Genomic DNA, 20,358 nt, shown 5'->3' on the forward strand with positions numbered 1-20,358 from the left:
TGAGTAAAAAGGGATGCGAGCGAGCATCCCTTTTTTTTCGGCTATCGCTTAGATAGTCGAATGACTCATATTGATATCTGTTGCTGGTTTTGGAAGGGAATCAAATTCTTCAATGACGCTGTCTTTGAAGATAATTTTGGCAATAAGCAGTAAAGAGTTTTTATCCTGAACGCCATATTTATTCAGTAATCGTGATTTGCTGTTCAGTACGGACTTCTTATTTAATCCGATGATATCGGCAATCGCTTCCGCTGTGTAGCCCGCACACCAATGCTGGAATACGGCATATTCAGATTTTGACAGTCTGACGGGACTGAATAAACGGCGGTCGTGAAGGTGGACAAAATCGAGTAATTTATAAAAAGAATCGATGGCTGCTGACTTTGAAATAAGAATCGTTTTTTCGTCAATGCACACGGGTGGGTGATTGGGGGAATTATTGATGATAACGAACGACGATGCCATATTATAAAAGTGAGTTCTTATCGACTCGTAGTATTCCTCAAAGCCCTCGCTGCTACCGTCAATGATGAAAATACATTTCTTCTTTCCTTGCTGCAGCGTAAACCGGTTGACGGGCTTTATCGAGAGCATAGGGATACTGGATAGGATTTCCCGTAATCCTACCGTGGTAAAATTGCATTTACTGAAAATTCTCACATCCATGATTTTTAACACATATGAGTTTATTGTCTGAAAGTGGCCATAAACCAATAATCGCTGCTGATGTTATCCAGTTATTAAGAAATCGCGATCCTGAAATGCCTTTAAATCGCTAAAAGGTGGAGCCTCTAGAGAAACCTGCGGACGCGACAACAGGTTTTATCATATATCTATATGATCAAACTGGAAAAATTTTTATTGGTTTAACATAGTATGCTTGATTTACTGGTTTATTTCTATCTTTAAATACAGGGGGTTACTCCATCATTCTTGTTTATTGCGACGTATGTCTCTGTGCTAATCGCGATTGCCTGTTTTTCCGTATGCCGCCCATTCGCGGATTGCGGCTCCCAGCATCTGGAAATCTGCCGAGATTCGTTTCTTAAAAAGAGAACAGAAAGTAAATACGATTGAAAATAGCTATCTATTTATATCGATTAATTCTTAAATCCTATCATTGTGAGGATAGAAGCGATTGGCGATAGCGGTTATGTAGCAGCTTACCGTGAATATGATGGGGATGATAGTGGTCGGATGACTAGCGGGCAATTGAGATTTTTTCAATTGCCCGTCGTGTGTGTTCTTTGCGAGTAATCAGCGTGTGTGATTATTTCTCGGCAGCGATACGCTCACGAATGTGTTTGGCGCGTCCTTCTGATGAAGGATGGGAATCGAACATGCTGCTCTCACGACCGGCATCAAGTTTGGCCAGTTTTTCAAAGCTGCTTGCCAGACCTTCCAGTTTGACGCCACGTTTCTTCAGCAAATCGAAGGAATAGTCGTCTGCCTGCGTTTCCTGAGTTTGAGAGAATTGGGAATTAACCAGTTTCTCTCCCAGATCGGCGAGTTGAGACTGTGACAGGGACGCCGCTACGCCACCCGCAGAGCCAATGGCAGTACGTGCAGCCGTCGCCGCATAGGCAACCTGCATGGCTTTACGCGTGTGGCCCAGCGCAACGTGGCCAATTTCGTGGCCGAGAACGCCTTCCACTTCGTTGTCATTCATCATATCCATCAGGCCGCTGTAGACGCGGATGCAGCCGTTAGCCATTGCCCAGGCGTTAACATCTTTTGTCAGATAAACCTTATAGTTGGCTGGTGTACCGTTGATGTCATGACCCAGCGCATCTGCAATTTTATTCAGGCGCTGTGTGTACTTGCTGTCGGCAGGGGCAATCTTTGCTTCTTTATCCATTTGCTCACAGGACTGATTGCTGAGTGATTTAACATCAGCATCGCTGAGCGTTGCCGCCTGAAACGCCTGTGCGCCAGATTGCATTAAGGTATTGGTGTTTAAGTTCTGGCAGCCAGTCAGCAAGGTTGCTACACACAGCGCCAGTACAGAAGAACGAATAGCCATAAAAATCATCTCCATACGATTAATGTTTATTTTTTTAATACCCAAAAAACGGCTTTAAGGTACCCGAAAACGACATTGATAAATAGATCGGAAAATCTGATTTGTATGCCTTCCGATATCTTGTCGACGATGAATTTTTGTTTTGGGGAGTTCCAAAAAGGCGCGGTTGATAAAGGTGAACCTACTAGAAAACATGGCGTATGGCGCTGTAATCAACTGCCTAATTGGTAAAAGAACCGCCATTGATTCGTCAGCCGATAAATCCCTGTTTTTTGCTCACGGTTCCATGTGCATTCCCTCTGCTTTTCATGTACATTTGTAATCATATTTATTTTGTCATTCTTGTTTAACTTATTGATTTTTAATGATTATACAGGAAGGGCAGTCGTTCAATCCGATCTGGAGTCAAGCATGTCCTCTCGTAAAGAACTTGCCAATGCTATCCGCGCGCTGAGCATGGATGGGGTGCAGAAAGCCAAATCCGGTCACCCGGGCGCACCGATGGGCATGGCCGATATCGCCGAAGTCCTGTGGCGCGATTATCTTAACCATAATCCGGCCAACCCTAACTGGGCCAACCGTGACCGCTTCGTGCTGTCCAACGGCCACGCGTCCATGCTGATTTACAGCCTGCTGCATCTCTCCGGCTACGACCTGCCGATTGAAGAACTGAAAAACTTTCGCCAGCTGCACTCTAAAACTCCGGGTCACCCGGAATACGGCTACACCGCCGGCGTCGAAACCACCACCGGCCCGCTGGGTCAGGGGATTGCCAACGCAGTCGGTATGGCGATTGCCGAGCGCACGCTGGCGGCGCAGTTCAACCGCCCGGGTCATGAGATTGTCGACCATCACACCTACGCGTTTCTGGGCGACGGCTGCATGATGGAAGGGATTTCCCACGAAGTCTGCTCGCTGGCCGGCACCATGAAGCTCGGCAAACTGACCGCGTTTTATGATGACAACGGTATCTCCATTGACGGTCACGTTGAAGGCTGGTTTACCGACGATACTGCCGCCCGCTTTGAAGCCTACGGCTGGCACGTGGTGCGCGGCGTAGATGGTCACGATGCGGACGCTATCAAACGCGCTATCGGTGAAGCCCAGCTGGTGACCGACAAGCCGTCGCTGCTGATGTGCAAAACCGTGATTGGCTTCGGCTCACCGAACAAGGCCGGTACGCACGACTCCCACGGTGCACCGCTGGGCGATGCAGAAGTGGCAGCGTCGCGCGAACAGCTGGGCTGGGCGCATGCGCCGTTTGAGATCCCTGCCGACATCTATGCCGCCTGGGATGCGAAACCGGCCGGTCAGCGTAAGGAAGCGGCCTGGGATGAGGCGTTTGCCGCCTACGCCAGCGCGTACCCTGAGCTGGCTGCCGAGTTCAAACGCCGCACCGGCGGTGAACTGCCGGCCAACTGGCAGGCGGACGCACAGAAATTTATCGACGATTTGCAGGCCAATCCGGCGAAAATCGCCAGCCGCAAAGCGTCACAGAACGCGCTGGAAGCTTACGGCAAACTGCTGCCGGAATTCCTGGGCGGCTCAGCTGACCTGGCACCGAGCAACCTGACCATCTGGTCCGGTTCGGTTTCGCTGGATAAAGACCACGCGGGGAACTATATCCACTACGGCGTGCGCGAGTTCGGTATGACAGCCATTGCCAACGGGATTGCGCTGCACGGTGGTTTTGTACCGTACACGGCGACCTTCCTGATGTTTGTGGAATATGCGCGTAATGCCGTACGTATGGCCGCGCTGATGAAAATCCGCAGCATCTACGTTTACACCCACGACTCCATCGGTCTGGGCGAAGACGGCCCGACCCACCAGCCGGTTGAACAGCTGGCCAGCCTGCGTGTGACGCCGAACATGAGCAACTGGCGTCCGGCAGATCAGGTGGAAACGGCGGTGGCGTGGAAATACGCCATTGAGCGTCAGGACGGCCCGACGTCGCTGATCCTGTCCCGTCAGAATCTGGCACAGCAGTCACGTACGGCTGAACAGCTGGCGAACGTGGCGAAAGGTGGCTACGTGCTGAAAGACAGCGAGGGTCAACCTGAGCTGATCCTGATTGCCACCGGTTCTGAAGTTGAACTGGCTGTCGGCGCGTATGACAAACTGACTGCTGCAGGCCGCAAGGTGCGCGTAGTGTCCATGCCGTCTACGGATGCGTTCGACAAGCAGGATGCAGCCTATCGTGAAGCGGTGCTGCCGAAAGCGGTATCGGCACGTGTAGCAATTGAAGCGGGTATTGCGGACTACTGGTTCAAGTACGTCGGCCTGAACGGCGCGATTGTCGGCATGACGAGCTTCGGCGAATCTGCGCCGGCTGAGCAGCTGTTCGAAGTGTTTGGCTTCACCGTCGATAACGTCGTTGAAAAAGCGCAGGCGCTGCTGAAGTAATCACGCCGCATTAATCTCGATATGAGAAGCCGTCAGCTAGCGCTGGCGGCTTTTTTTTCATCTTTAGTTTCATCCACCTCTTGATGCGCTTTGCCTGCCCCTCGATCGCGGTTTTTTCATTTTTATGACGCAGGTCACTCTTCTTGTGTGTGCCAGACGAGAATATTTCTTTTATGCGTTAATTCGTTTATGCTAGCTGAAGCGTTTCAGTTGTTGTGCTGACGGCGTTTCTCCAGGGGTTCTCTGGTGTCTAAGAAGGGTATATCCTATGTGCTGGGTAACCCTGCCACGACACAAGGAATCACAAAGAACGCCATGACGATCCGTATTGCGATAAACGGTTTTGGCCGCATCGGCCGCAGTGTTTTACGTGCGTTGTATGAATCAGGCCGCCGAGCCGAGATTACCGTTGTGGCTATTAACGAGCTGGCGAGCGCGGAAGGTATGGCGCATTTGCTCAAGTATGATTCCAGCCACGGCCGTTTTTCGTGGGATGTGCGTCAGGAGTGCGACCAGCTTTATGTCGGTGATGACTGTATTCGGCTGTTGCATCAGGCAGAGATTCAGCCATTGCCCTGGCGAGAACTCGGTGTTGATATCGTGCTGGATTGCAGCGGCGTTTACGGTAGCCGGGAAGATGGAGAAGCCCATCTGGCGGCAGGTGCGAAGAAAGTGCTGTTTTCTCATCCGGGAACGACAGATTTGGATGCGACGGTGGTGTTTGGCGTCAATCACCACCAGTTGGAAAGCGGGCACCGTATTGTTTCCAATGCGTCCTGCACGACCAACTGCATTATCCCGGTAATCAAACTGCTGGATGATGCGTTTGGTATCGAAAATGGGACGGTGACGACGATTCACTCGTCGATGAACGATCAACCGGTGATCGATGCTTATCATCACGATCTGCGGCGTACACGCGCCGCCAGCCAGTCGATCATTCCGGTAGATACTAAACTGTCGGCGGGGATCACCCGTATTTTTCCGCAGTTTGTCGATCGTTTTGAGGCGATCTCGGTGCGGGTACCGACCATTAACGTCACGGCAATTGACCTGAGCGTTAGCGTCAGGAAAGCCGTAAATGTGAATGAAATTAACGCACTATTGCAAAAATCAGCGCATGAGTCGTTTCGTGGTATAGTTGATTACACTGAATTGCCGTTAGTGTCGGCTGATTTTAACCACGATCCGCACAGTGCCATTGTCGACGGCACACAGACACGGGTCAGTGGTCAGCATCTGATTAAAACATTGGTCTGGTGCGATAACGAATGGGGCTTTGCCAACCGGATGTTGGATACAACACGGGCGATGGCAGCCAGCGGTTTCTAGTACGACGGTGGCGATCTGGGGTCGCTATCTCGCTCAAGCAACTTTAAAAGAGAATCAACAAGAGGATTCACCATGTCTGTAATTAAGATGACCGATCTGGATCTGGCTGGTAAACGTGTTCTTATTCGTGCGGATCTGAACGTACCAGTAAAAGAAGGGAAAGTGACGTCTGATGCGCGCATCCGTGCCTCTCTGCCGACCATCGAAATCGCGCTGAAACAAGGTGCTCGTGTTATGGTCACTTCCCACCTGGGACGCCCGACCGAAGGCGAGTACAACGAAGAATTTTCTCTGCTGCCTGTCGTTGACTACCTGAAAGAAAAACTGTCTTCTCCTGTGCGCCTGGCGAAAGATTACCTGGACGGTGTTGATGTCGCCGAAGGTGAGCTGGTTGTACTGGAAAACGTCCGCTTTAACAAAGGCGAGAAAAAAGACGACGAAGTCCTGTCCCAAAAATACGCGGCGCTGTGTGATGTGTTCGTAATGGATGCATTCGGTACGGCACACCGTGCGCAGGCTTCAACCCACGGCGTGGGTAAATTTGCCACTATCGCTTGTGCAGGTCCGCTGCTGTCTGGTGAGCTGGAAGCGCTGGGTAAAGCATTGAGCGAGCCAGCCCGTCCGATGGTCGCTATCGTGGGTGGTTCTAAAGTTTCCACTAAACTGACCGTGCTGGATTCCCTGTCTAAAATCGCCGATCAGCTGATCGTCGGTGGCGGTATCGCCAACACCTTCGTTGCCGCACAAGGCCACAACGTGGGCAAATCCCTGTACGAAGCTGACCTGATTTCTGAAGCGAAAAAGCTGCTGGAAACCTGTGATATTCCTGTACCGAGCGATGTGCGTGTCGCGTCAGAATTCTCTGAAACTGCAACGGCAACGCTGAAGTCCGTTACGGCAATCAAAGACGAAGAGCAGATTCTGGATCTGGGTGATGTATCCGCTGAGCGTCTGGCTGAAATTCTCAAGAATGCCAAGACTATCCTGTGGAATGGCCCGGTTGGCGTCTTCGAATTCCCGAATTTCCGTAAAGGAACCGAGACCATCGCCCGTGCTATCGCAGAGAGCGACGCGTTCTCTATCGCAGGTGGCGGCGATACGCTGGCTGCGATCGATCTGTTTGGTATTGCAGATAAAATCTCCTACATTTCTACCGGTGGCGGCGCATTCCTCGAATTTGTCGAAGGGAAAAAACTGCCAGCAGTAGTTATGCTGGAAGAACGTGCCAAGCAATAATTTAAGGTAAGGGGCGCTTTTCCTCTTTCCTGTGGTTGTCTCGATATGTGATGTTCGCAATATCGTGTCGAGACAACCTGTCGATTTAACATCGATTTCTCTAACCCCTCCACGGCCAACGAAACGGGACACGTAACATGTCTAAAATTTTTGATTTCGTAAAACCCGGTGTCATCACTGGTGATGACGTTCAGAAAGTTTTCGCAGTAGCAAAAGAAAACAAATTCGCCTTGCCAGCAGTGAACTGTGTCGGTAGCGACTCAATCAATGCTGTGCTGGAAGCCGCAGCCAAAGTGCGTGCGCCGGTCATCGTTCAGTTCTCTAACGGCGGTGCAGCATTCATCGCCGGTAAAGGCCTGAAAGCAGAAGGTCAGCAGGCGGCAATTTTGGGTGCGATTTCTGGCGCTCATCATGTGCATCAAATGGCTGAACACTACGGCGTGCCGGTGATTCTGCACACCGACCACTGCGCGAAGAAATTGCTGCCGTGGATCGATGGCCTGCTGGATGCGGGTGAAAAACACTTTGCTGCTACCGGCAAACCGCTGTTCTCTTCTCACATGATCGACCTGTCTGAAGAGTCTCTGGAAGAGAACATCGAGATCTGCTCTAAGTATTTGGCGCGTATGGCCAAAATCGATATGACCCTGGAAATCGAACTGGGTTGTACTGGTGGTGAAGAAGACGGTGTGGATAATAGCCACATGGATGCTTCTGCTCTGTACACCCAGCCAGAAGACGTTGACTACGCGTACACCAAACTGAACGCGATCAGCCCACGTTTCACTATCGCGGCTTCTTTCGGTAACGTGCATGGCGTATACAAGCCAGGTAACGTGAAACTGACCCCGACCATCCTGCGTGATTCTCAGGAATATGTTTCTAAGAAACATAACCTGCCGCACAACAGCCTGGACTTCGTATTCCACGGCGGTTCTGGTTCCAGCGCTCAGGAAATCAAAGATTCCGTTAGCTACGGCGTAGTGAAAATGAACATCGATACCGATACCCAGTGGGCAACGTGGGAAGGTATCCTGAAATACTACAAAGAAAACGAAGCGTATCTGCAAGGCCAATTGGGCAACCCGAAAGGCGAAGATCAGCCGAACAAGAAATACTATGACCCGCGTGTGTGGCTGCGTGCCTCACAGGCAAGCATGGTGACTCGTTTGGAACAAGCTTTCAAAGAGCTTAATGCCGTTGACGTGCTGTAAGTCAGACGACGTACACATGATTTGATGCTAAGGCTCCTACGGGAGCCTTAATTTTTGGGGCTTTTGGGACTCAATGTTGCGGTTTCAGTTAGGGGCGTTATGCTTTCCCAGTGATTAAAAAACAGGAGCTTTGAAATGGAAGAACTTAATACGGGGTTGGATCAGGCAGGGAACTGGTTGGTGACACATCAGAGCCTATTTTTGCAGTATGGCGTGAATATCGTCGCCGCATTAGTGATCCTCATCGTTGGTCTGGTGATCGCTCGGATCGTTTCCGGCACCATCAATAAACTGATGATTAACCGTTCTATCGATTCAACCGTGGCAGATTTCCTGTCTGCGCTGGTGCGCTATGGCATTATCGCGTTCACGCTGATTGCAGTATTGAGTCGGGTTGGCGTACAGACTGCATCAGTGATTGCTGTGTTGGGTGCTGCGGGCTTGGCTGTTGGTCTGGCATTACAGGGGTCGTTAGCCAACTTTGCAGCGGGCGTCTTGCTGGTGATTTTCCGGCCTTTCCGTACCGGCGAATGGGTGGATTTGGGCGGCGTGTCCGGCTCAGTCACGCAGGTACAGATTTTCTCGACGACGCTGCGCACGTCTGACGGCAAAATCATCGTGGTGCCGAATGGCAAGATCATTGCTGGCAACATCATCAACAGTTCGCGTGAACCGGATCGCCGTACCGAAATTATTGTTGGCGTAGCCTATGACGCTGATATCGACGTGGTGAAAAAGCTGCTGGGCGATATTGTCGCGGCGGATGAACGTATCCAGCACGATAAGGGCGTCACGATTCGCCTGAATGAAATGGCGGCATCATCGCTGAATTTTGTGGTGTGGGTGTGGACAACCAACGGCAACGCGCAGGCGGTGTATTGGGATCTGCTGGAAAGCTTTAAACGCGTGCTGGATGAGCACCGTATTGGTATCCCTTATCCGCAGATGGATGTACACCTGCATAACTTACCATCCGCAGCGAAACAGCCAGAATAACCTCTCTGACGTAATCCTTCAGGTATGCACCATGTCCTTATCGGCGTGGTGCATCGTCAGAAATTATCTTCTCGTCCGACAGGGACTTCCTCTGCCTTCAGCACATTAGCTTAGCTAATGTAGCGTTAGAATATTCAATTTCACTTATCTTATTGGCTTCCATACACTCCCCCGCGATAACAACAAATGATGCAGGAGAGAAGTATGTGGGCGGTGTATTTACAGGGCGTTCTGTTGGGGGCGGCGATGATTTTGCCTCTGGGGCCACAGAATGCATTTGTGATGAATCAGGGAATTCGCCGGCAGTATCACCTGATGGTGGCGCTGCTATGTGCCTTGAGCGATATGGTGCTGATTGCCGCTGGTATTTTTGGCGGTAGTGCGTTGCTTAGCCAGTCTTCATTGCTGTTGGGGGCGGTGACCTGGGGCGGTGTTGCGTTTCTGCTCTGGTTTGGCTGGGGAGCGATGAAAACTGCCTTCAGCAAGAATATTGCCCTCGCCAGCGCCGAAGTGATGAAACAAAGCCGCTGGCGCATTATTGCTACCATGCTGGCGGTGACCTGGCTTAATCCGCATGTCTATCTGGATACCTTTGTGGTGCTAGGGAGTCTGGGTAGCCAGTTTGCGGACGATGCCCGCAGCTGGTTTGCGCTAGGGACGATGACGGCTTCCTTCACCTGGTTCTTTGCGCTGGCGCTGTTGGCCTCCTGGCTGGCACCGTGGCTGAATACGCCGCGGGTACAGCGGGTCATCAACTTTTTTGTCGGTGTAGTGATGTGGGGCATTGCTTTGCAGCTGGCGCGTCACGGTTGGCAATGATGGTTGGAAATAAATAACCTCACCTTACGCTGTGTTTCAGAAATTCACCTATATTGTGTGGAGTTGGTAATGCGTTATGTTGGTCGGTAAAGCAATCCGTCTTGTCTCTTTCATTCTGGAAGATACCGTGTGGGCGCTGATAATCTATTGATACGGACAATCTATTGATACAGATAATCTGCGAGCGGCATGCGTGACGAAACATAAGTAAGGAGAGAGTGTGAAGCGAGGTATGATGAAGCTCAATGCACTGGCGTTGGCCGCTGCGATAGGACTTGGCGGTGTGTCGATAGCCGCGCAGGCTGCGGAATTGCCGGATGGCCCGCATATCGTGACATCAGGGACATCCAGCGTAGATGCGACACCGGATATCGCGCGTCTGGCGATTGAAGTGAGCGTGTCATCGAAGGATGCGGCGGAAGCGAAAAAGCAGGTCGATGCCCGCGTTGCACAATATTTTGATTTTCTCGGTAAAAATGGCATTGAGAAAAAAGATATCAATGCTGCCAATTTACGTACGCAGCCAGAATATGACTATCTGAAAACCGGTGGCTCGGTGCTGAAAGGCTATCGTGCGGTGCGTCAGGTGGAAGTCACGCTGCGCCAGTTAGACAAACTGAACGAGTTGCTGGATGGGGCGCTGAAGTCGGGGCTGAATGAGATTCGCACGGTAGAATTAGGCGTTGCTAACCCAGAAACCTATCGTGATGAAGCGCGTAAGAAAGCCATCGAGCAGGCGACGAGTCAGGCGGAAGCGCTGGCGCAGGGCTTTAACGCCAAGCTGGGGCCGATCTACAGCGTTCGCTATCACGTTGCTAACTATCAGCCGATGCCAATGGCACGGATGTTTAAAACGGCAGATGCCGCGGTTCAAAGCGAAGCAGCACAAACCTATGAACAGCAAACTATTCACTTTGACGATCAGGTGGATGTGGTATTTGAGTTGCAGCGCACGCAGTAACGTTCACGCTAAAATACGGTTGCGTAAACCATTGATGATATCAACAGGCCTGCTCAGACAGGCCTGTTATTTTTTTTACTTTCTCAGTACGTTATGACTGCCGCAGTACCTGATGACCGTGCGAGAGCAGGGCGTCCGTCACTTTCCTCATCATCCGGCTTTCCGGCGCGAAGCGGTGCCAGTAGAGCATCCGGCGCTGAAACAGCCCCGGCGTCAGGTCGATTAACTCGTTATTGGCAAGTTCTCTTTCGATTTGCAGATGCGGGATCATGCAGCAGGTCGTGCCTTGACGCGCTAGCTGTACAAACGCTTCTGACGAATTCACGATATGGCAGGGAACGCTGCCCGGTGACAAATCAAAATTCTGCTGTAAAAAGGCCTGATGCATATCATCCAGATGGTCGAAGGCGACCGCCGGTGCACGCAGCAGCGCCGAGCGCGTCACGCCATTCGGGAAATAGCGGGCGGCAAAGGTCGGCGATGCGACAAATAGATAGTCCAGCGCGCCCAGTTTATCCACCAGACAGCTTGGCAGCGGCTGGGACTGAATACTCACCGCACCGACCACTTCACCCCGACGCAGCCTTTCCTGCGTGCGCGTTTCATCTTCTACCTGCAAATTAAGACGAATCGGTGAATCGACCAGCACCGGTTGTAACGCTGGCAGCAGCCAGGTTGCCAGACTGTCGGCGTTCACCGCCAGCGAAAGCAGCAGCGGGATGTCGCTGTTGGTTTCATTGCCCAGCCACTCTTCTTCCAGCAGCTCGACCTGATGAAGCAGAGCCAGCAGTTTCTGCCCTTGTTCCGTTGGGCGAGGCGGGATGGTTCTGACTAATAGCGGCTGGCCGAACAGGTTTTCCAGCTGTTTAATACGCTGTGAAACGGCAGATTGGGTAATACACAGTTTTTGGGCAGCGCGTTCAAAACCACGCTCGCGGATGACGGCATCCAGAGCCTGAAGCGTTCGATAGTCCGGGCGTTTCATGAAAGTCAAAATCCTCTGAATGAGTCTGTTTTTTTTCACTATGCCACATTTTGCAGATTTGCCATGCAGAAATCTTATTTTGGCTGTTGTGCGCAATCACGATTCAGCACGGTATGTGTGAAATGGTACGCATGAAATAATGCATCGGCGGTGAAGTGAATTTGCACGCTTTCCCCAACGTGCATGTTCTATAATACGCACACGTTTTCGTATATCGATTCTACAGGCCAGAAGCAGATTATGACGCAAGATGAACTGAAAAAAGCAGTGGGATGGGCAGCGCTCGACTACGTCCGCCCCGACACCATTGTGGGAGTAGGAACCGGATCGACGGCAGCACACTTTATTGATGCGCTGGGTTCGATAAAACATCAAATCAAAGGCGCGGTTTCCAGCTCGGATGCCTCAACGGAAAAGCTGAAAAGTCTGGGTATCCCGGTTTTTGACGCGAATGATGTGGATTCGTTGGATGTCTACGTGGATGGCGCGGATGAGATCAACGGCCACATGCAGATGATCAAAGGCGGTGGTGCAGCGCTGACCCGCGAGAAAATTATTTCGGCAATGTCGCGTCAGTTCATCTGCATTGTCGATGCATCCAAACAGGTTGATGTGCTGGGTAAATTCCCGCTGCCGGTTGAAGTTATCCCGATGGCGCGGTCTTACGTGGCGCGTGAACTGGCGAAGTTGGGCGGGCAGCCAGTCTATCGTCAGGGCGTACTGACGGATAACGGCAACGTCATTCTGGATGTACACAATCTGAATATCATGGATGCGGTCGCGGTAGAAAACCACATTAATGGCATCCCTGGCGTCGTAACCGTAGGGCTGTTCGCCAACCGCGGTGCGGATGTTGCGTTAGTCGGTACGGCTGAGGGTGTAAAAACCGTCGTTAAATGAGTGCGCGATCGTTCTGGCGTGGTGAACTCCCACGTCAGAAATTTTTTAGCTAAAAAAATCCATTTAGTTAACGGCTCATTTTTGGTACTTAATATCACATTTTCTTATTTTATTTATCGTCGATATGGCGATGCACATCTTTGGCAATATTTTTTGCCATAAATCAGGCGCGCTCCTCTGTGGCGCGATTTGGGCGAAGCAATCGTTTGTATTGCTGACTGCGTAATTTTTGTTATGTTGGCAGAAGCTATTGAGCACTCTGTCACATTTGAAGTCTGAAAATAAGGTCGGGAAATGGCAAAGGTATCATTGGAAAAAGACAAGATTAAGTTTCTGTTAGTGGAAGGCGTGCATCAGAGCGCGCTGGATAACCTGCGTGCAGCGGGTTACACCAACATCGAGTTCCATAAAGGTGCGCTGGATCCTGAGGCGTTGAAAGCCTCCATCCGCGATGCGCATTTTGTGGGTATCCGCTCGCGTACCCATCTGACAGAAGAGATTTTTGCTGCTGCGGAAAAACTGATCGCGGTAGGGTGTTTCTGTATCGGGACTAATCAGGTTGAGCTGTCGGCCGCGACCAAGCGTGGTATCCCGGTATTTAACGCACCTTTTTCCAATACCCGATCCGTGGCAGAAATGGTGATCGGCGAAATGCTGCTGATGCTGCGTGGTATCCCGGCGGCCAACGCGAAAGCGCACCGTGGTATCTGGCACAAGCTGGCTGTGGGCTCGTTTGAAGCGCGCGGTAAAAAGCTGGGGATCATCGGCTACGGCCATATCGGTATGCAGTTGGGTATTTTGGCTGAAAGCCTCGGTATGCACGTTTACTTCTATGATATCGAAAGTAAATTGCCGCTGGGTAATGCTCAGCAGGTGCGTCATCTGTCCGACTTGCTGAATATGAGCGACGTGGTGAGCCTGCACGTGCCGGAAAATGAAAGCACGTATAACATGATGGGTGCGGAAGAACTGGCGCTGATGAAGCCGGGCTCAATCCTGATTAACGCCGCTCGTGGTACTGTAGTTGATATTCCAGCGTTGTGCGACGTGTTGAGCAGCAAGCATTTGTCCGGTGCGGCAATTGACGTATTCCCACAGGAACCAGCAACCAACAGCGATCCGTTCCTGTCGCCGCTGTGCGAGTTTGACAACGTGCTGCTGACGCCGCACATCGGTGGTTCCACGCAGGAAGCGCAGGAAAATATCGGTGATGAAGTCGCTGGAAAGCTGGCGAAATATTCAGACAACGGCTCTACGCTGTCTGCGGTGAATTTCCCGGAAGTATCGCTGCCTGTTCATGGCGCACGCGCCAGCCGCCTGCTGCACATCCATGAAAACCGTCCTGGCATTATTACCAAAATTAACCAGATCTTTGCTGAGCAGGGCATTAACATTGCCGCGCAGTATCTGCAAACGACACCTGAAATTGGTTATGTGGTCATTGATGTTGAAACCGACGGTGCGCAAACGGCACTGCAACTGATGAAGGCAATTCCTGGCACCATTCGTGCCCGTCTGCTGTTCTGATTTGTTTTAATCAGGGAATAAACAGCCAGCCCCTTTTGGGGCTGGCTGCGTTTTTAAAGCGCGATAACGATCTTTCCGCGCATATGCCCTTCCAGCACTTTACCGTGAGCCTGCTTCAGCGTGTCTACCGTTAACCCTTGCAGCGTTTCGCTGGCGGTTCCCTGAAGTTTTCCTGCATCAACCAGCTGTGCGACTTCGTGCAAAATATTCCCCTGTTCCGCGATATCCGGCGTGGTGAACATGCTGCGGGTAAACATGAGTTCCCAGTGCAGCGCCGCGCTTTTGAGTTTCAGTGCCGTTTGGTCGAGCGGATTTTTGTTTTCCACGATGGTGCAGATGTGTCCCATTGGCGCGATCAGTTTGCTGATGGCATCCCAGTGGCCGTCCGTGTCGTTCAGACAGAAAATGTAATCGACCTGTTTGATCCCTTCTTTTTCCAGAGAATCGACCAGATTACGGTAATCCACGACCTTATGGGCACCGCGCTGGCGGCACCACTTTGCCGAGTCAGGCTGTGACGCGGTGGCGATGATGTTCACTGAACTGCGCAATGCCGCCAGAGAAATCGCGAGAGACCCTACGCCGCCTGCACCGCCGATAATCAGCAGCGTTTTGTTGCTGTCGGCCTGCTGTATTTTCAAATGCTCGAATAAGCCTTCCCAGGCGGTTAGCGCCGTGAGCGGCAGTGCGGCCGCCGCTGCCCAGTCTAGCGACACCGGCTTACGTGCCACGATACGTGAATCAATTAACTGATGGGTGGTGTTGCTGCCGGGGCGGGTGATATTGCCGGCGTACCAGACTTCATCACCGACCTGAATGTTGTTAACCGCGCTGCCGATTTTCAGCACGACACCGCTGGCATCCCAGCCGAGAATTCGTGGCTGCTGTAATCCATTCTGACGTAACCCAGCATGAACTTTGGTATCCACTGGATTGACGGAAATGGCTTTTACACCGACCAACAGATCGTATTCACCGGGCTCGGGAATATCCTGCGTGATGGCAATGAAATTTTCTGGCTGTTGTGGATCAACGGCTATCGCATGAGCGGTCATGGTCTGTTCCTCATTATTTTCAGAATGCGGTCTTGTGAATAAAACCTATTTTTGAATAAAACCAAGTGTAGAACACAGAGATAGGGCTGATAAGATGGACAATAAATAATGCAGTGTTCGTCTGGGGTGAACAATCATGTTTAAGCAATTACAGGATATGGCGCTGTTTGCGCTGGTGGCCGAGTGTGGCAGTTTTACACAGGCGGCGCGAAAAGCGGGGCTGGCAAAATCCAGCCTTAGCCTGCGCATTAGCCAGCTTGAACAGCAGATTGGCCTGCGATTGCTGAATCGAACCACACGCCAGCTTAATCTGACGTTTGCCGGTGAGCGTTACCTGATTCACTGTCAGGAGATGCTGCAAGCCAGCGAGCGTGCCGATCTCGCCATACAGCGCCTGCGTGATAACCCCAGCGGGCGGCTGCGCATCACCAGCCCGGCAGGATTAGGTTCTACGCTGCTGGCGCGGCTCACCGCCGAGTTTCAGCAGCACTTTCCGGCGGTATCACTGGATGTGCTGATTTCAGACGATGTGATCGATCTGGTGCAGGAGGGCTTTGATGTCGCTTTTCGCACCGGTAAACCGCATGACTCTTCACTGATTGGGCGTTCGCTTGGGCAAACCCCGCGATACTTGCTGGCATCGCCTGACTATCTGGCACGGCACTCGGCACTACTTCATCCACAACAGCTCCAGCAACACCGCTGTATTGCGCATCATGCTTGGACGGAGTGGCTCCTGCATCGCGGTTCAGAACTCTATCGCTGGTTACTCCCCGATTCGCATATCACGGATAACCTGCTTTACGCCCGTGAGTGCGCGATTGCGGGGGCGGGGATTACGCTATTGCCGGATTTCCTCTGTCTGGATGAAGCGGTGTCTGGAAAACTGGTCAGGGTCTTGCCGGATTGGCAGGTGGAAGCCAACGAGCTTTATCTGGTGTACCCCAGCCGCAAGCTGAATTCGCCCGCCTTGGCGTGTTTTATCGACTTTGTTTTACAGCATCGCGCGTGGGACGATTACTCAACGTTTTTGAAAAAGCAGTAGGGATTGTCGTACCTATAATATTTTTGTTTCATTTTTACGGATATTTTTTAATTTTTATTGAAACGTGATTTCCATCAACTTATTTTAGGTACGTTTTAGACTGAAAATGCCGATAACAATTGTGGTTCCTTTTGACTTTCTTATGAAAGGTTTGTCCTGCGTGACATTATTGTCACAGTGATATCTGGGCTCTGCCGCACCAGCAATGGCAGAGATAATGTAGACCAGTGATGGTGAAAATGAGAATGCAACCGATGTCTGTTCAAAAAGAGAAGTTGAGTTACATCAACAATATACGTCTCGTTTCGTTATTTATTACTCTTTTTTCAATTATCCTGATTTTATTTGCGCTTTCTATTGGCACAGCGAGCTATTTCTTAAAGCAAAGTAATGATTCATTGGATAAGGCTAATGAATTGTCTGATATCCGCGCTGGTATTAGCAGCAGCCTCGATCAACTGCGCGTTGCCAGATTGCTGCTTATTCAGGCGGGGGCGGCAAACCGTATTAGCGATCACGACGTCTTTAAATCCGCTTCAGACCAGGCTGCTGGGCGAGTCAGAGCCTCACAGAAGCGTCTGGATGAATATATCGCGCGTCCAGACAAACTGGAGAGCGAAAACGTGCTGGATGACGAGATTCTTAAGGCGTATGCCAACTACCGTGATAACGCGATTCTGGCTATGCAGAAAGCGACAAACGACGGGGAATTTGAAGATACGATCACGTTGGAAAGTACGCTGGCCCGTCAGTTAGATGAAGCGTTCAGTGTTCCAGTGCGTAAGAAAGTGAATGAACTCACGCAAGCTGCGCAGGATATAAATCATCGTGCGGCGGATAATGCCAAGCTGGGTTACTGGATGATGGCAGGTTCATTTGTCCTGTCGATCATTATGGCGATCATGGCCTACATCATGGTGCGCAATGTGATTCTCGCGCCGGTCAACAGACTGGTTGATCGTATCCAGAAGATCGCAGCGGGTGATTTGACGCAGCCGCCGATGGCGATGGGACGTAATGAAATCGGCATTCTGGGAACGAATATCCAGAACATGCAGGCGGAGCTGACGGATACGGTGACGATCGTGCGCGAAGGTGCGGATTCGATCTATCAAGGGTCGTCAGAAATTACGGCGGGTAACGTCGATCTCTCTTCGCGTACCGAGCAGCAGGCGGCCGCGCTGGAGGAAACCGCCGCGAGCATGGAACAGCTGACCGCGACGGTGAAACAGAACTCTGACAATGCCCATCACGCCAGCCAGTTGGCAAAAAATGCCTCTGAAAAAGCGGAGAAAGGCGGACAAATTGTGCAAGGCGTGGTGGATACCATGCTGGACATTTCTACAAGCTCAAAACGCATTTCCGAAATCACGTCCGTTATTAATAGCATCGCTTTCCAGACTAACATTCTGGCGCTGAACGCCGCGGTAGAAGCCGCGCGTGCGGGTGAGCAAGGACGTGGTTTTGCTGTGGTGGCAGGTGAAGTCCGTAATTTGGCGCAGCGCAGCGCACAGGCCGCGAAAGAGATTGAAGGGCTGATTGGCGAATCGAGCCGGTTGGTGGAAACGGGGTCTGGGCTTGTGTCTCAGGCGGGTACAACCATGGGTGAGATCGTCCGCGCGGTTGTCAGCGTGACCGACATCATGGGAGAAATTGCTTCCGCTTCTGACGAACAGAGCCGTGGCATCGGGCAGGTGAGTCAGGCCGTGTCTGAAATGGATAGCGCGACGCAGCAGAATGCGGCGCTGGTACAGGAAGCCTCGGCGGCGGCTGTTTCACTTGAAGAACAGGCTGCACGTCTAACGCAGGCTGTCGCGGTATTCAAGCTGGCTGGCGTGGCTCAGAGACTGAAATCGTCCTTACCGAAGGCGGCACCGCAACCGCGCTTAGCGCCAGCGATGGCGCTCGCCGGAGCCAGCAGCAAAGGCAGCGATAGTCAAAACTGGGAAACGTTCTGATCGAGTAAGTGAAGTAGTATTGGAAAGAAAAATGGCCCGCAATTTGCGGGCCATTTGTTTTATCGCGTTCGATGATGGGTTATTTAGCGATCTTCTTGTATTTGATGCGGTGTGGTTCCAGCGCATCGGCACCCAGCGTACGCTTTTTGTATTCTTCGTATTCGGTAAAGTTACCTTCGAAGAATTCCACTTTACCTTCATCCTGGTAATCCAGAATGTGCGTTGCGATACGGTCGAGGAACCAACGGTCATGCGAGATCACCATGGCACAGCCTGGGAATTCCAGAAGGGCGTTTTCCAGCGCGCGCAGGGTTTCGATATCCAGGTCGTTGGTTGGTTCATCGAGCAACAGCACGTTGCCGCCGACCTGCAACAGTTTCGCCAGATGCAGACGACCGCGTTCACCACCGGACAGCTCGCCAACGCGTTTGCCCTGATCAACCCCTTTGAAGTTGAAACGGCCAACGTAAGCACGACTTGGCATTTCGGTGTTGCCGATACGCATGATGTCCTGTCCGCCAGACACTTCTTCCCAGACGGTTTTGCTGTTGTCCATCGCGTCACGGAACTGGTCAACTGACGCCAGTTTTACCGTTTCACCCAGCTCAATCGAGCCGCCATCCGGCTGTTCTTGACCGGACATCATGCGGAACAGCGTTGATTTACCGGCACCGTTCGGGCCGATAATGCCGACAATCGCGCCTTTCGGTACGGAGAAGGAAAGCCCGTCGATGAGCTGACGTTCGCCGTAAGACTTGCTGAGGTTGGTGACTTCCACCACTTTATCGCCGAGGCGAGCTCCTGGCGGAATAAACAGTTCGTTGGTTTCGTTACGTTTCTGGTATTCGGTGTTGTTCAGCTCTTCAAAGCGTGCCAGACGTGCCTTACCTTTCGACTGACGGCCTTTAGCGCCTTGACGCACCCATTCCAGCTCTTTCTCAATGGATTTACGGCGTGCCGCTTCCTGAGAGGCTTCCTGTGCCAGACGCTGATCTTTCTGCTCCAGCCAGGAAGAATAGTTGCCTTCCCACGGAATACCTTCGCCGCGGTCCAGCTCCAGAATCCAGCCGGCGACGTTATCGAGGAAGTAACGGTCGTGGGTAATCGCCACCACGGTGCCCTCGAAATCGTGCAGGAAGCGTTCCAGCCAGGCTACCGATTCGGCATCCAGGTGGTTAGTTGGTTCGTCGAGCAGCAGCATGTCCGGCTTTTCCAGCAGCAGGCGGCACAGCGCCACGCGGCGACGTTCACCCCCGGACAGGGTAGCGATTTTCGCATCCCACTCCGGCAAGCGCAGCGCATCGGCGGCGCGCTCTAACTGGTTGTCCAGATTATGGCCGTCGTGCGCCTGAATGACTTCTTCCAGTCGGCCTTGTTCGGCGGCCAATTTATCGAAGTCTGCATCCGGGTCGGCATACAGCGCATAGACTTCGTCAAGACGCTTCAGCGCGGTGACGACTTCAGACACCGCTTCTTCCACGGATTCACGTACGGTGTGCTCGGTGTTTAACTGCGGTTCCTGCGGCAAATAGCCGATTTTGATTCCAGGTTGTGGGCGAGCTTCGCCCTCGATGTCCGTATCAATGCCAGCCATAATACGCAACAGCGTTGATTTACCGGCTCCGTTCAGACCCAGCACGCCGATCTTGGCACCGGGGAAAAAACTGAGGGAGATGTTTTTCAGAATGTGACGCTTCGGCGGTACGACCTTACCGACGCGATGCATGGTATAAACATATTGAGCCACGTTGCGACTTCGCCTCTCTCTTATCTCTATGATTTGTCACCATAAGCGGGTGACCATATGTAGCATTGTGCTACTTAATACTCAGTGGTGCAGCCTGGGGAAATTCCCCGGCAGCGGATCGATTATTCTAAGTATGAAGTGTAGCGGGTTTCAG

At 51.8% G+C, this 20,358-nt stretch carries 16 protein-coding genes; 11 read left to right on the forward strand and 5 right to left on the reverse strand.

Features of this window, described 5'->3' with window-relative positions; genetic code table 11:
- Positions 1-48: 48 nt before the first annotated feature.
- Both MYB54_RS02635 and loiP read right to left on the reverse strand, forming a co-directional pair.
- Positions 49-594 carry a helix-turn-helix transcriptional regulator gene (locus MYB54_RS02635; RefSeq protein WP_014916734.1) on the reverse strand — a complete coding sequence of 182 codons (546 nt, stop codon included), beginning with the start codon at positions 592-594 and terminating at the stop codon, positions 49-51.
- 676 nt (positions 595-1,270) lie between these two features.
- On the reverse strand, positions 1,271-2,023 hold the full coding sequence (gene loiP, locus MYB54_RS02640) for a metalloprotease LoiP (protein ID WP_039283589.1): 753 nt from the start codon (positions 2,021-2,023) through the stop codon (positions 1,271-1,273).
- 411 nt (positions 2,024-2,434) lie between these two features.
- Here loiP and tkt point away from each other — a divergent pair, with 411 nt between their 5' ends.
- The 7 genes from tkt (at position 2,435) to MYB54_RS02675 (ending at position 10,987) form a co-directional block, all read left to right on the forward strand.
- Entirely contained in the window at positions 2,435-4,429 is a 1,995-nt protein-coding gene (tkt, locus tag MYB54_RS02645) for a transketolase (RefSeq protein ID WP_039511240.1), read from the forward strand.
- Positions 4,430-4,744: 315 nt separating this feature from the next.
- Complete coding sequence (gene epd, locus MYB54_RS02650) at positions 4,745-5,761, forward strand: erythrose-4-phosphate dehydrogenase (protein ID WP_014916731.1); 1,017 nt, start codon at positions 4,745-4,747, stop codon at positions 5,759-5,761.
- 72 nt (positions 5,762-5,833) lie between these two features.
- On the forward strand, positions 5,834-6,997 hold the full coding sequence (pgk, locus tag MYB54_RS02655) for a phosphoglycerate kinase (RefSeq protein WP_205593830.1): 1,164 nt from the start codon (positions 5,834-5,836) through the stop codon (positions 6,995-6,997).
- A gap of 137 nt (positions 6,998-7,134) precedes the next feature.
- Positions 7,135-8,211 (forward strand): class II fructose-bisphosphate aldolase, encoded by a 1,077-nt coding sequence (fbaA, locus tag MYB54_RS02660; RefSeq protein ID WP_010300561.1) that lies wholly within the window; start codon positions 7,135-7,137, stop codon positions 8,209-8,211.
- A 135-nt stretch (positions 8,212-8,346) separates the two neighbouring features.
- A complete protein-coding gene (gene mscS, locus MYB54_RS02665) occupies positions 8,347-9,207 on the forward strand; it encodes a small-conductance mechanosensitive channel MscS (protein WP_248721466.1) in 861 nt (286 codons plus the stop codon).
- A gap of 204 nt (positions 9,208-9,411) precedes the next feature.
- Entirely contained in the window at positions 9,412-10,026 is a 615-nt protein-coding gene (argO, locus tag MYB54_RS02670) for an arginine exporter ArgO (protein ID WP_014916729.1), read from the forward strand.
- A gap of 235 nt (positions 10,027-10,261) precedes the next feature.
- The gene (locus MYB54_RS02675; RefSeq protein WP_039285344.1) at positions 10,262-10,987 is read left to right on the forward strand and encodes an oxidative stress defense protein; all 726 of its coding nucleotides are present in this window, start codon (positions 10,262-10,264) and stop codon (positions 10,985-10,987) included.
- Between the two features lie 91 nt (positions 10,988-11,078).
- Here MYB54_RS02675 and MYB54_RS02680 read toward each other — a convergent pair whose 3' ends face one another.
- Positions 11,079-11,972: a LysR family transcriptional regulator ArgP gene (locus MYB54_RS02680; protein WP_010300546.1), complete on the reverse strand. Its 894-nt coding sequence runs from the start codon at positions 11,970-11,972 to the stop codon at positions 11,079-11,081.
- A 240-nt stretch (positions 11,973-12,212) separates the two neighbouring features.
- Here MYB54_RS02680 and rpiA point away from each other — a divergent pair, with 240 nt between their 5' ends.
- Positions 12,213-12,872 carry a ribose-5-phosphate isomerase RpiA gene (rpiA, locus tag MYB54_RS02685; RefSeq protein ID WP_010681795.1) on the forward strand — a complete coding sequence of 220 codons (660 nt, stop codon included), beginning with the start codon at positions 12,213-12,215 and terminating at the stop codon, positions 12,870-12,872.
- Positions 12,873-13,166: 294 nt separating this feature from the next.
- A complete protein-coding gene (gene serA / locus MYB54_RS02690) occupies positions 13,167-14,399 on the forward strand; it encodes a phosphoglycerate dehydrogenase (protein ID WP_010681794.1) in 1,233 nt (410 codons plus the stop codon).
- A gap of 53 nt (positions 14,400-14,452) precedes the next feature.
- On the opposite strand, the gene MYB54_RS02695 is transcribed toward serA, so the two are convergent.
- Complete coding sequence (locus MYB54_RS02695) at positions 14,453-15,454, reverse strand: zinc-binding alcohol dehydrogenase family protein (RefSeq protein ID WP_248721467.1); 1,002 nt, start codon at positions 15,452-15,454, stop codon at positions 14,453-14,455.
- Positions 15,455-15,590: 136 nt separating this feature from the next.
- Between MYB54_RS02695 and MYB54_RS02700 the strand changes: the two genes are divergently transcribed.
- The gene (locus MYB54_RS02700; protein WP_039549864.1) at positions 15,591-16,499 is read left to right on the forward strand and encodes a LysR family transcriptional regulator; all 909 of its coding nucleotides are present in this window, start codon (positions 15,591-15,593) and stop codon (positions 16,497-16,499) included.
- Positions 16,500-16,753: 254 nt separating this feature from the next.
- The gene (locus tag MYB54_RS02705) at positions 16,754-18,457 is read left to right on the forward strand and encodes a methyl-accepting chemotaxis protein (RefSeq protein WP_248721468.1); all 1,704 of its coding nucleotides are present in this window, start codon (positions 16,754-16,756) and stop codon (positions 18,455-18,457) included.
- Positions 18,458-18,536: 79 nt separating this feature from the next.
- Here the strand turns inward: MYB54_RS02705 and ettA are convergent, their stop codons facing one another.
- On the reverse strand, positions 18,537-20,204 hold the full coding sequence (gene ettA, locus MYB54_RS02710) for an energy-dependent translational throttle protein EttA (protein ID WP_010300532.1): 1,668 nt from the start codon (positions 20,202-20,204) through the stop codon (positions 18,537-18,539).
- Positions 20,205-20,358: the final 154 nt, after the last annotated feature.

Origin of the sequence: Pectobacterium nicotianae, assembly GCF_023272715.1 — a bacterium.
GTDB lineage: Bacteria > Pseudomonadota > Gammaproteobacteria > Enterobacterales > Enterobacteriaceae > Pectobacterium > Pectobacterium brasiliense.

What these genes read in the sequence shown, in the direction of transcription:
- MYB54_RS02700 (WP_039549864.1), top strand. Translation starts at nt 15,591, where the DNA reads ATGTTTAAGCAATTACAGGATATGGCGCTGTTTGCGCTGGTGGCCGAG.
- loiP (WP_039283589.1), bottom strand. Translation starts at nt 2,023, where the DNA reads ATGGCTATTCGTTCTTCTGTACTGGCGCTGTGTGTAGCAACCTTGCTG.
- mscS (WP_248721466.1), top strand. Translation starts at nt 8,347, where the DNA reads ATGGAAGAACTTAATACGGGGTTGGATCAGGCAGGGAACTGGTTGGTG.
- MYB54_RS02675 (WP_039285344.1), top strand. Translation starts at nt 10,262, where the DNA reads ATGAAGCTCAATGCACTGGCGTTGGCCGCTGCGATAGGACTTGGCGGT.
- MYB54_RS02680 (WP_010300546.1), bottom strand. Translation starts at nt 11,972, where the DNA reads ATGAAACGCCCGGACTATCGAACGCTTCAGGCTCTGGATGCCGTCATC.
- MYB54_RS02635 (WP_014916734.1), bottom strand. Translation starts at nt 594, where the DNA reads ATGCTCTCGATAAAGCCCGTCAACCGGTTTACGCTGCAGCAAGGAAAG.
- epd (WP_014916731.1), top strand. Translation starts at nt 4,745, where the DNA reads ATGACGATCCGTATTGCGATAAACGGTTTTGGCCGCATCGGCCGCAGT.
- MYB54_RS02705 (WP_248721468.1), top strand. Translation starts at nt 16,754, where the DNA reads ATGTCTGTTCAAAAAGAGAAGTTGAGTTACATCAACAATATACGTCTC.
- serA (WP_010681794.1), top strand. Translation starts at nt 13,167, where the DNA reads ATGGCAAAGGTATCATTGGAAAAAGACAAGATTAAGTTTCTGTTAGTG.
- MYB54_RS02695 (WP_248721467.1), bottom strand. Translation starts at nt 15,454, where the DNA reads ATGACCGCTCATGCGATAGCCGTTGATCCACAACAGCCAGAAAATTTC.
- pgk (WP_205593830.1), top strand. Translation starts at nt 5,834, where the DNA reads ATGTCTGTAATTAAGATGACCGATCTGGATCTGGCTGGTAAACGTGTT.
- tkt (WP_039511240.1), top strand. Translation starts at nt 2,435, where the DNA reads ATGTCCTCTCGTAAAGAACTTGCCAATGCTATCCGCGCGCTGAGCATG.
- fbaA (WP_010300561.1), top strand. Translation starts at nt 7,135, where the DNA reads ATGTCTAAAATTTTTGATTTCGTAAAACCCGGTGTCATCACTGGTGAT.
- rpiA (WP_010681795.1), top strand. Translation starts at nt 12,213, where the DNA reads ATGACGCAAGATGAACTGAAAAAAGCAGTGGGATGGGCAGCGCTCGAC.
- argO (WP_014916729.1), top strand. Translation starts at nt 9,412, where the DNA reads ATGTGGGCGGTGTATTTACAGGGCGTTCTGTTGGGGGCGGCGATGATT.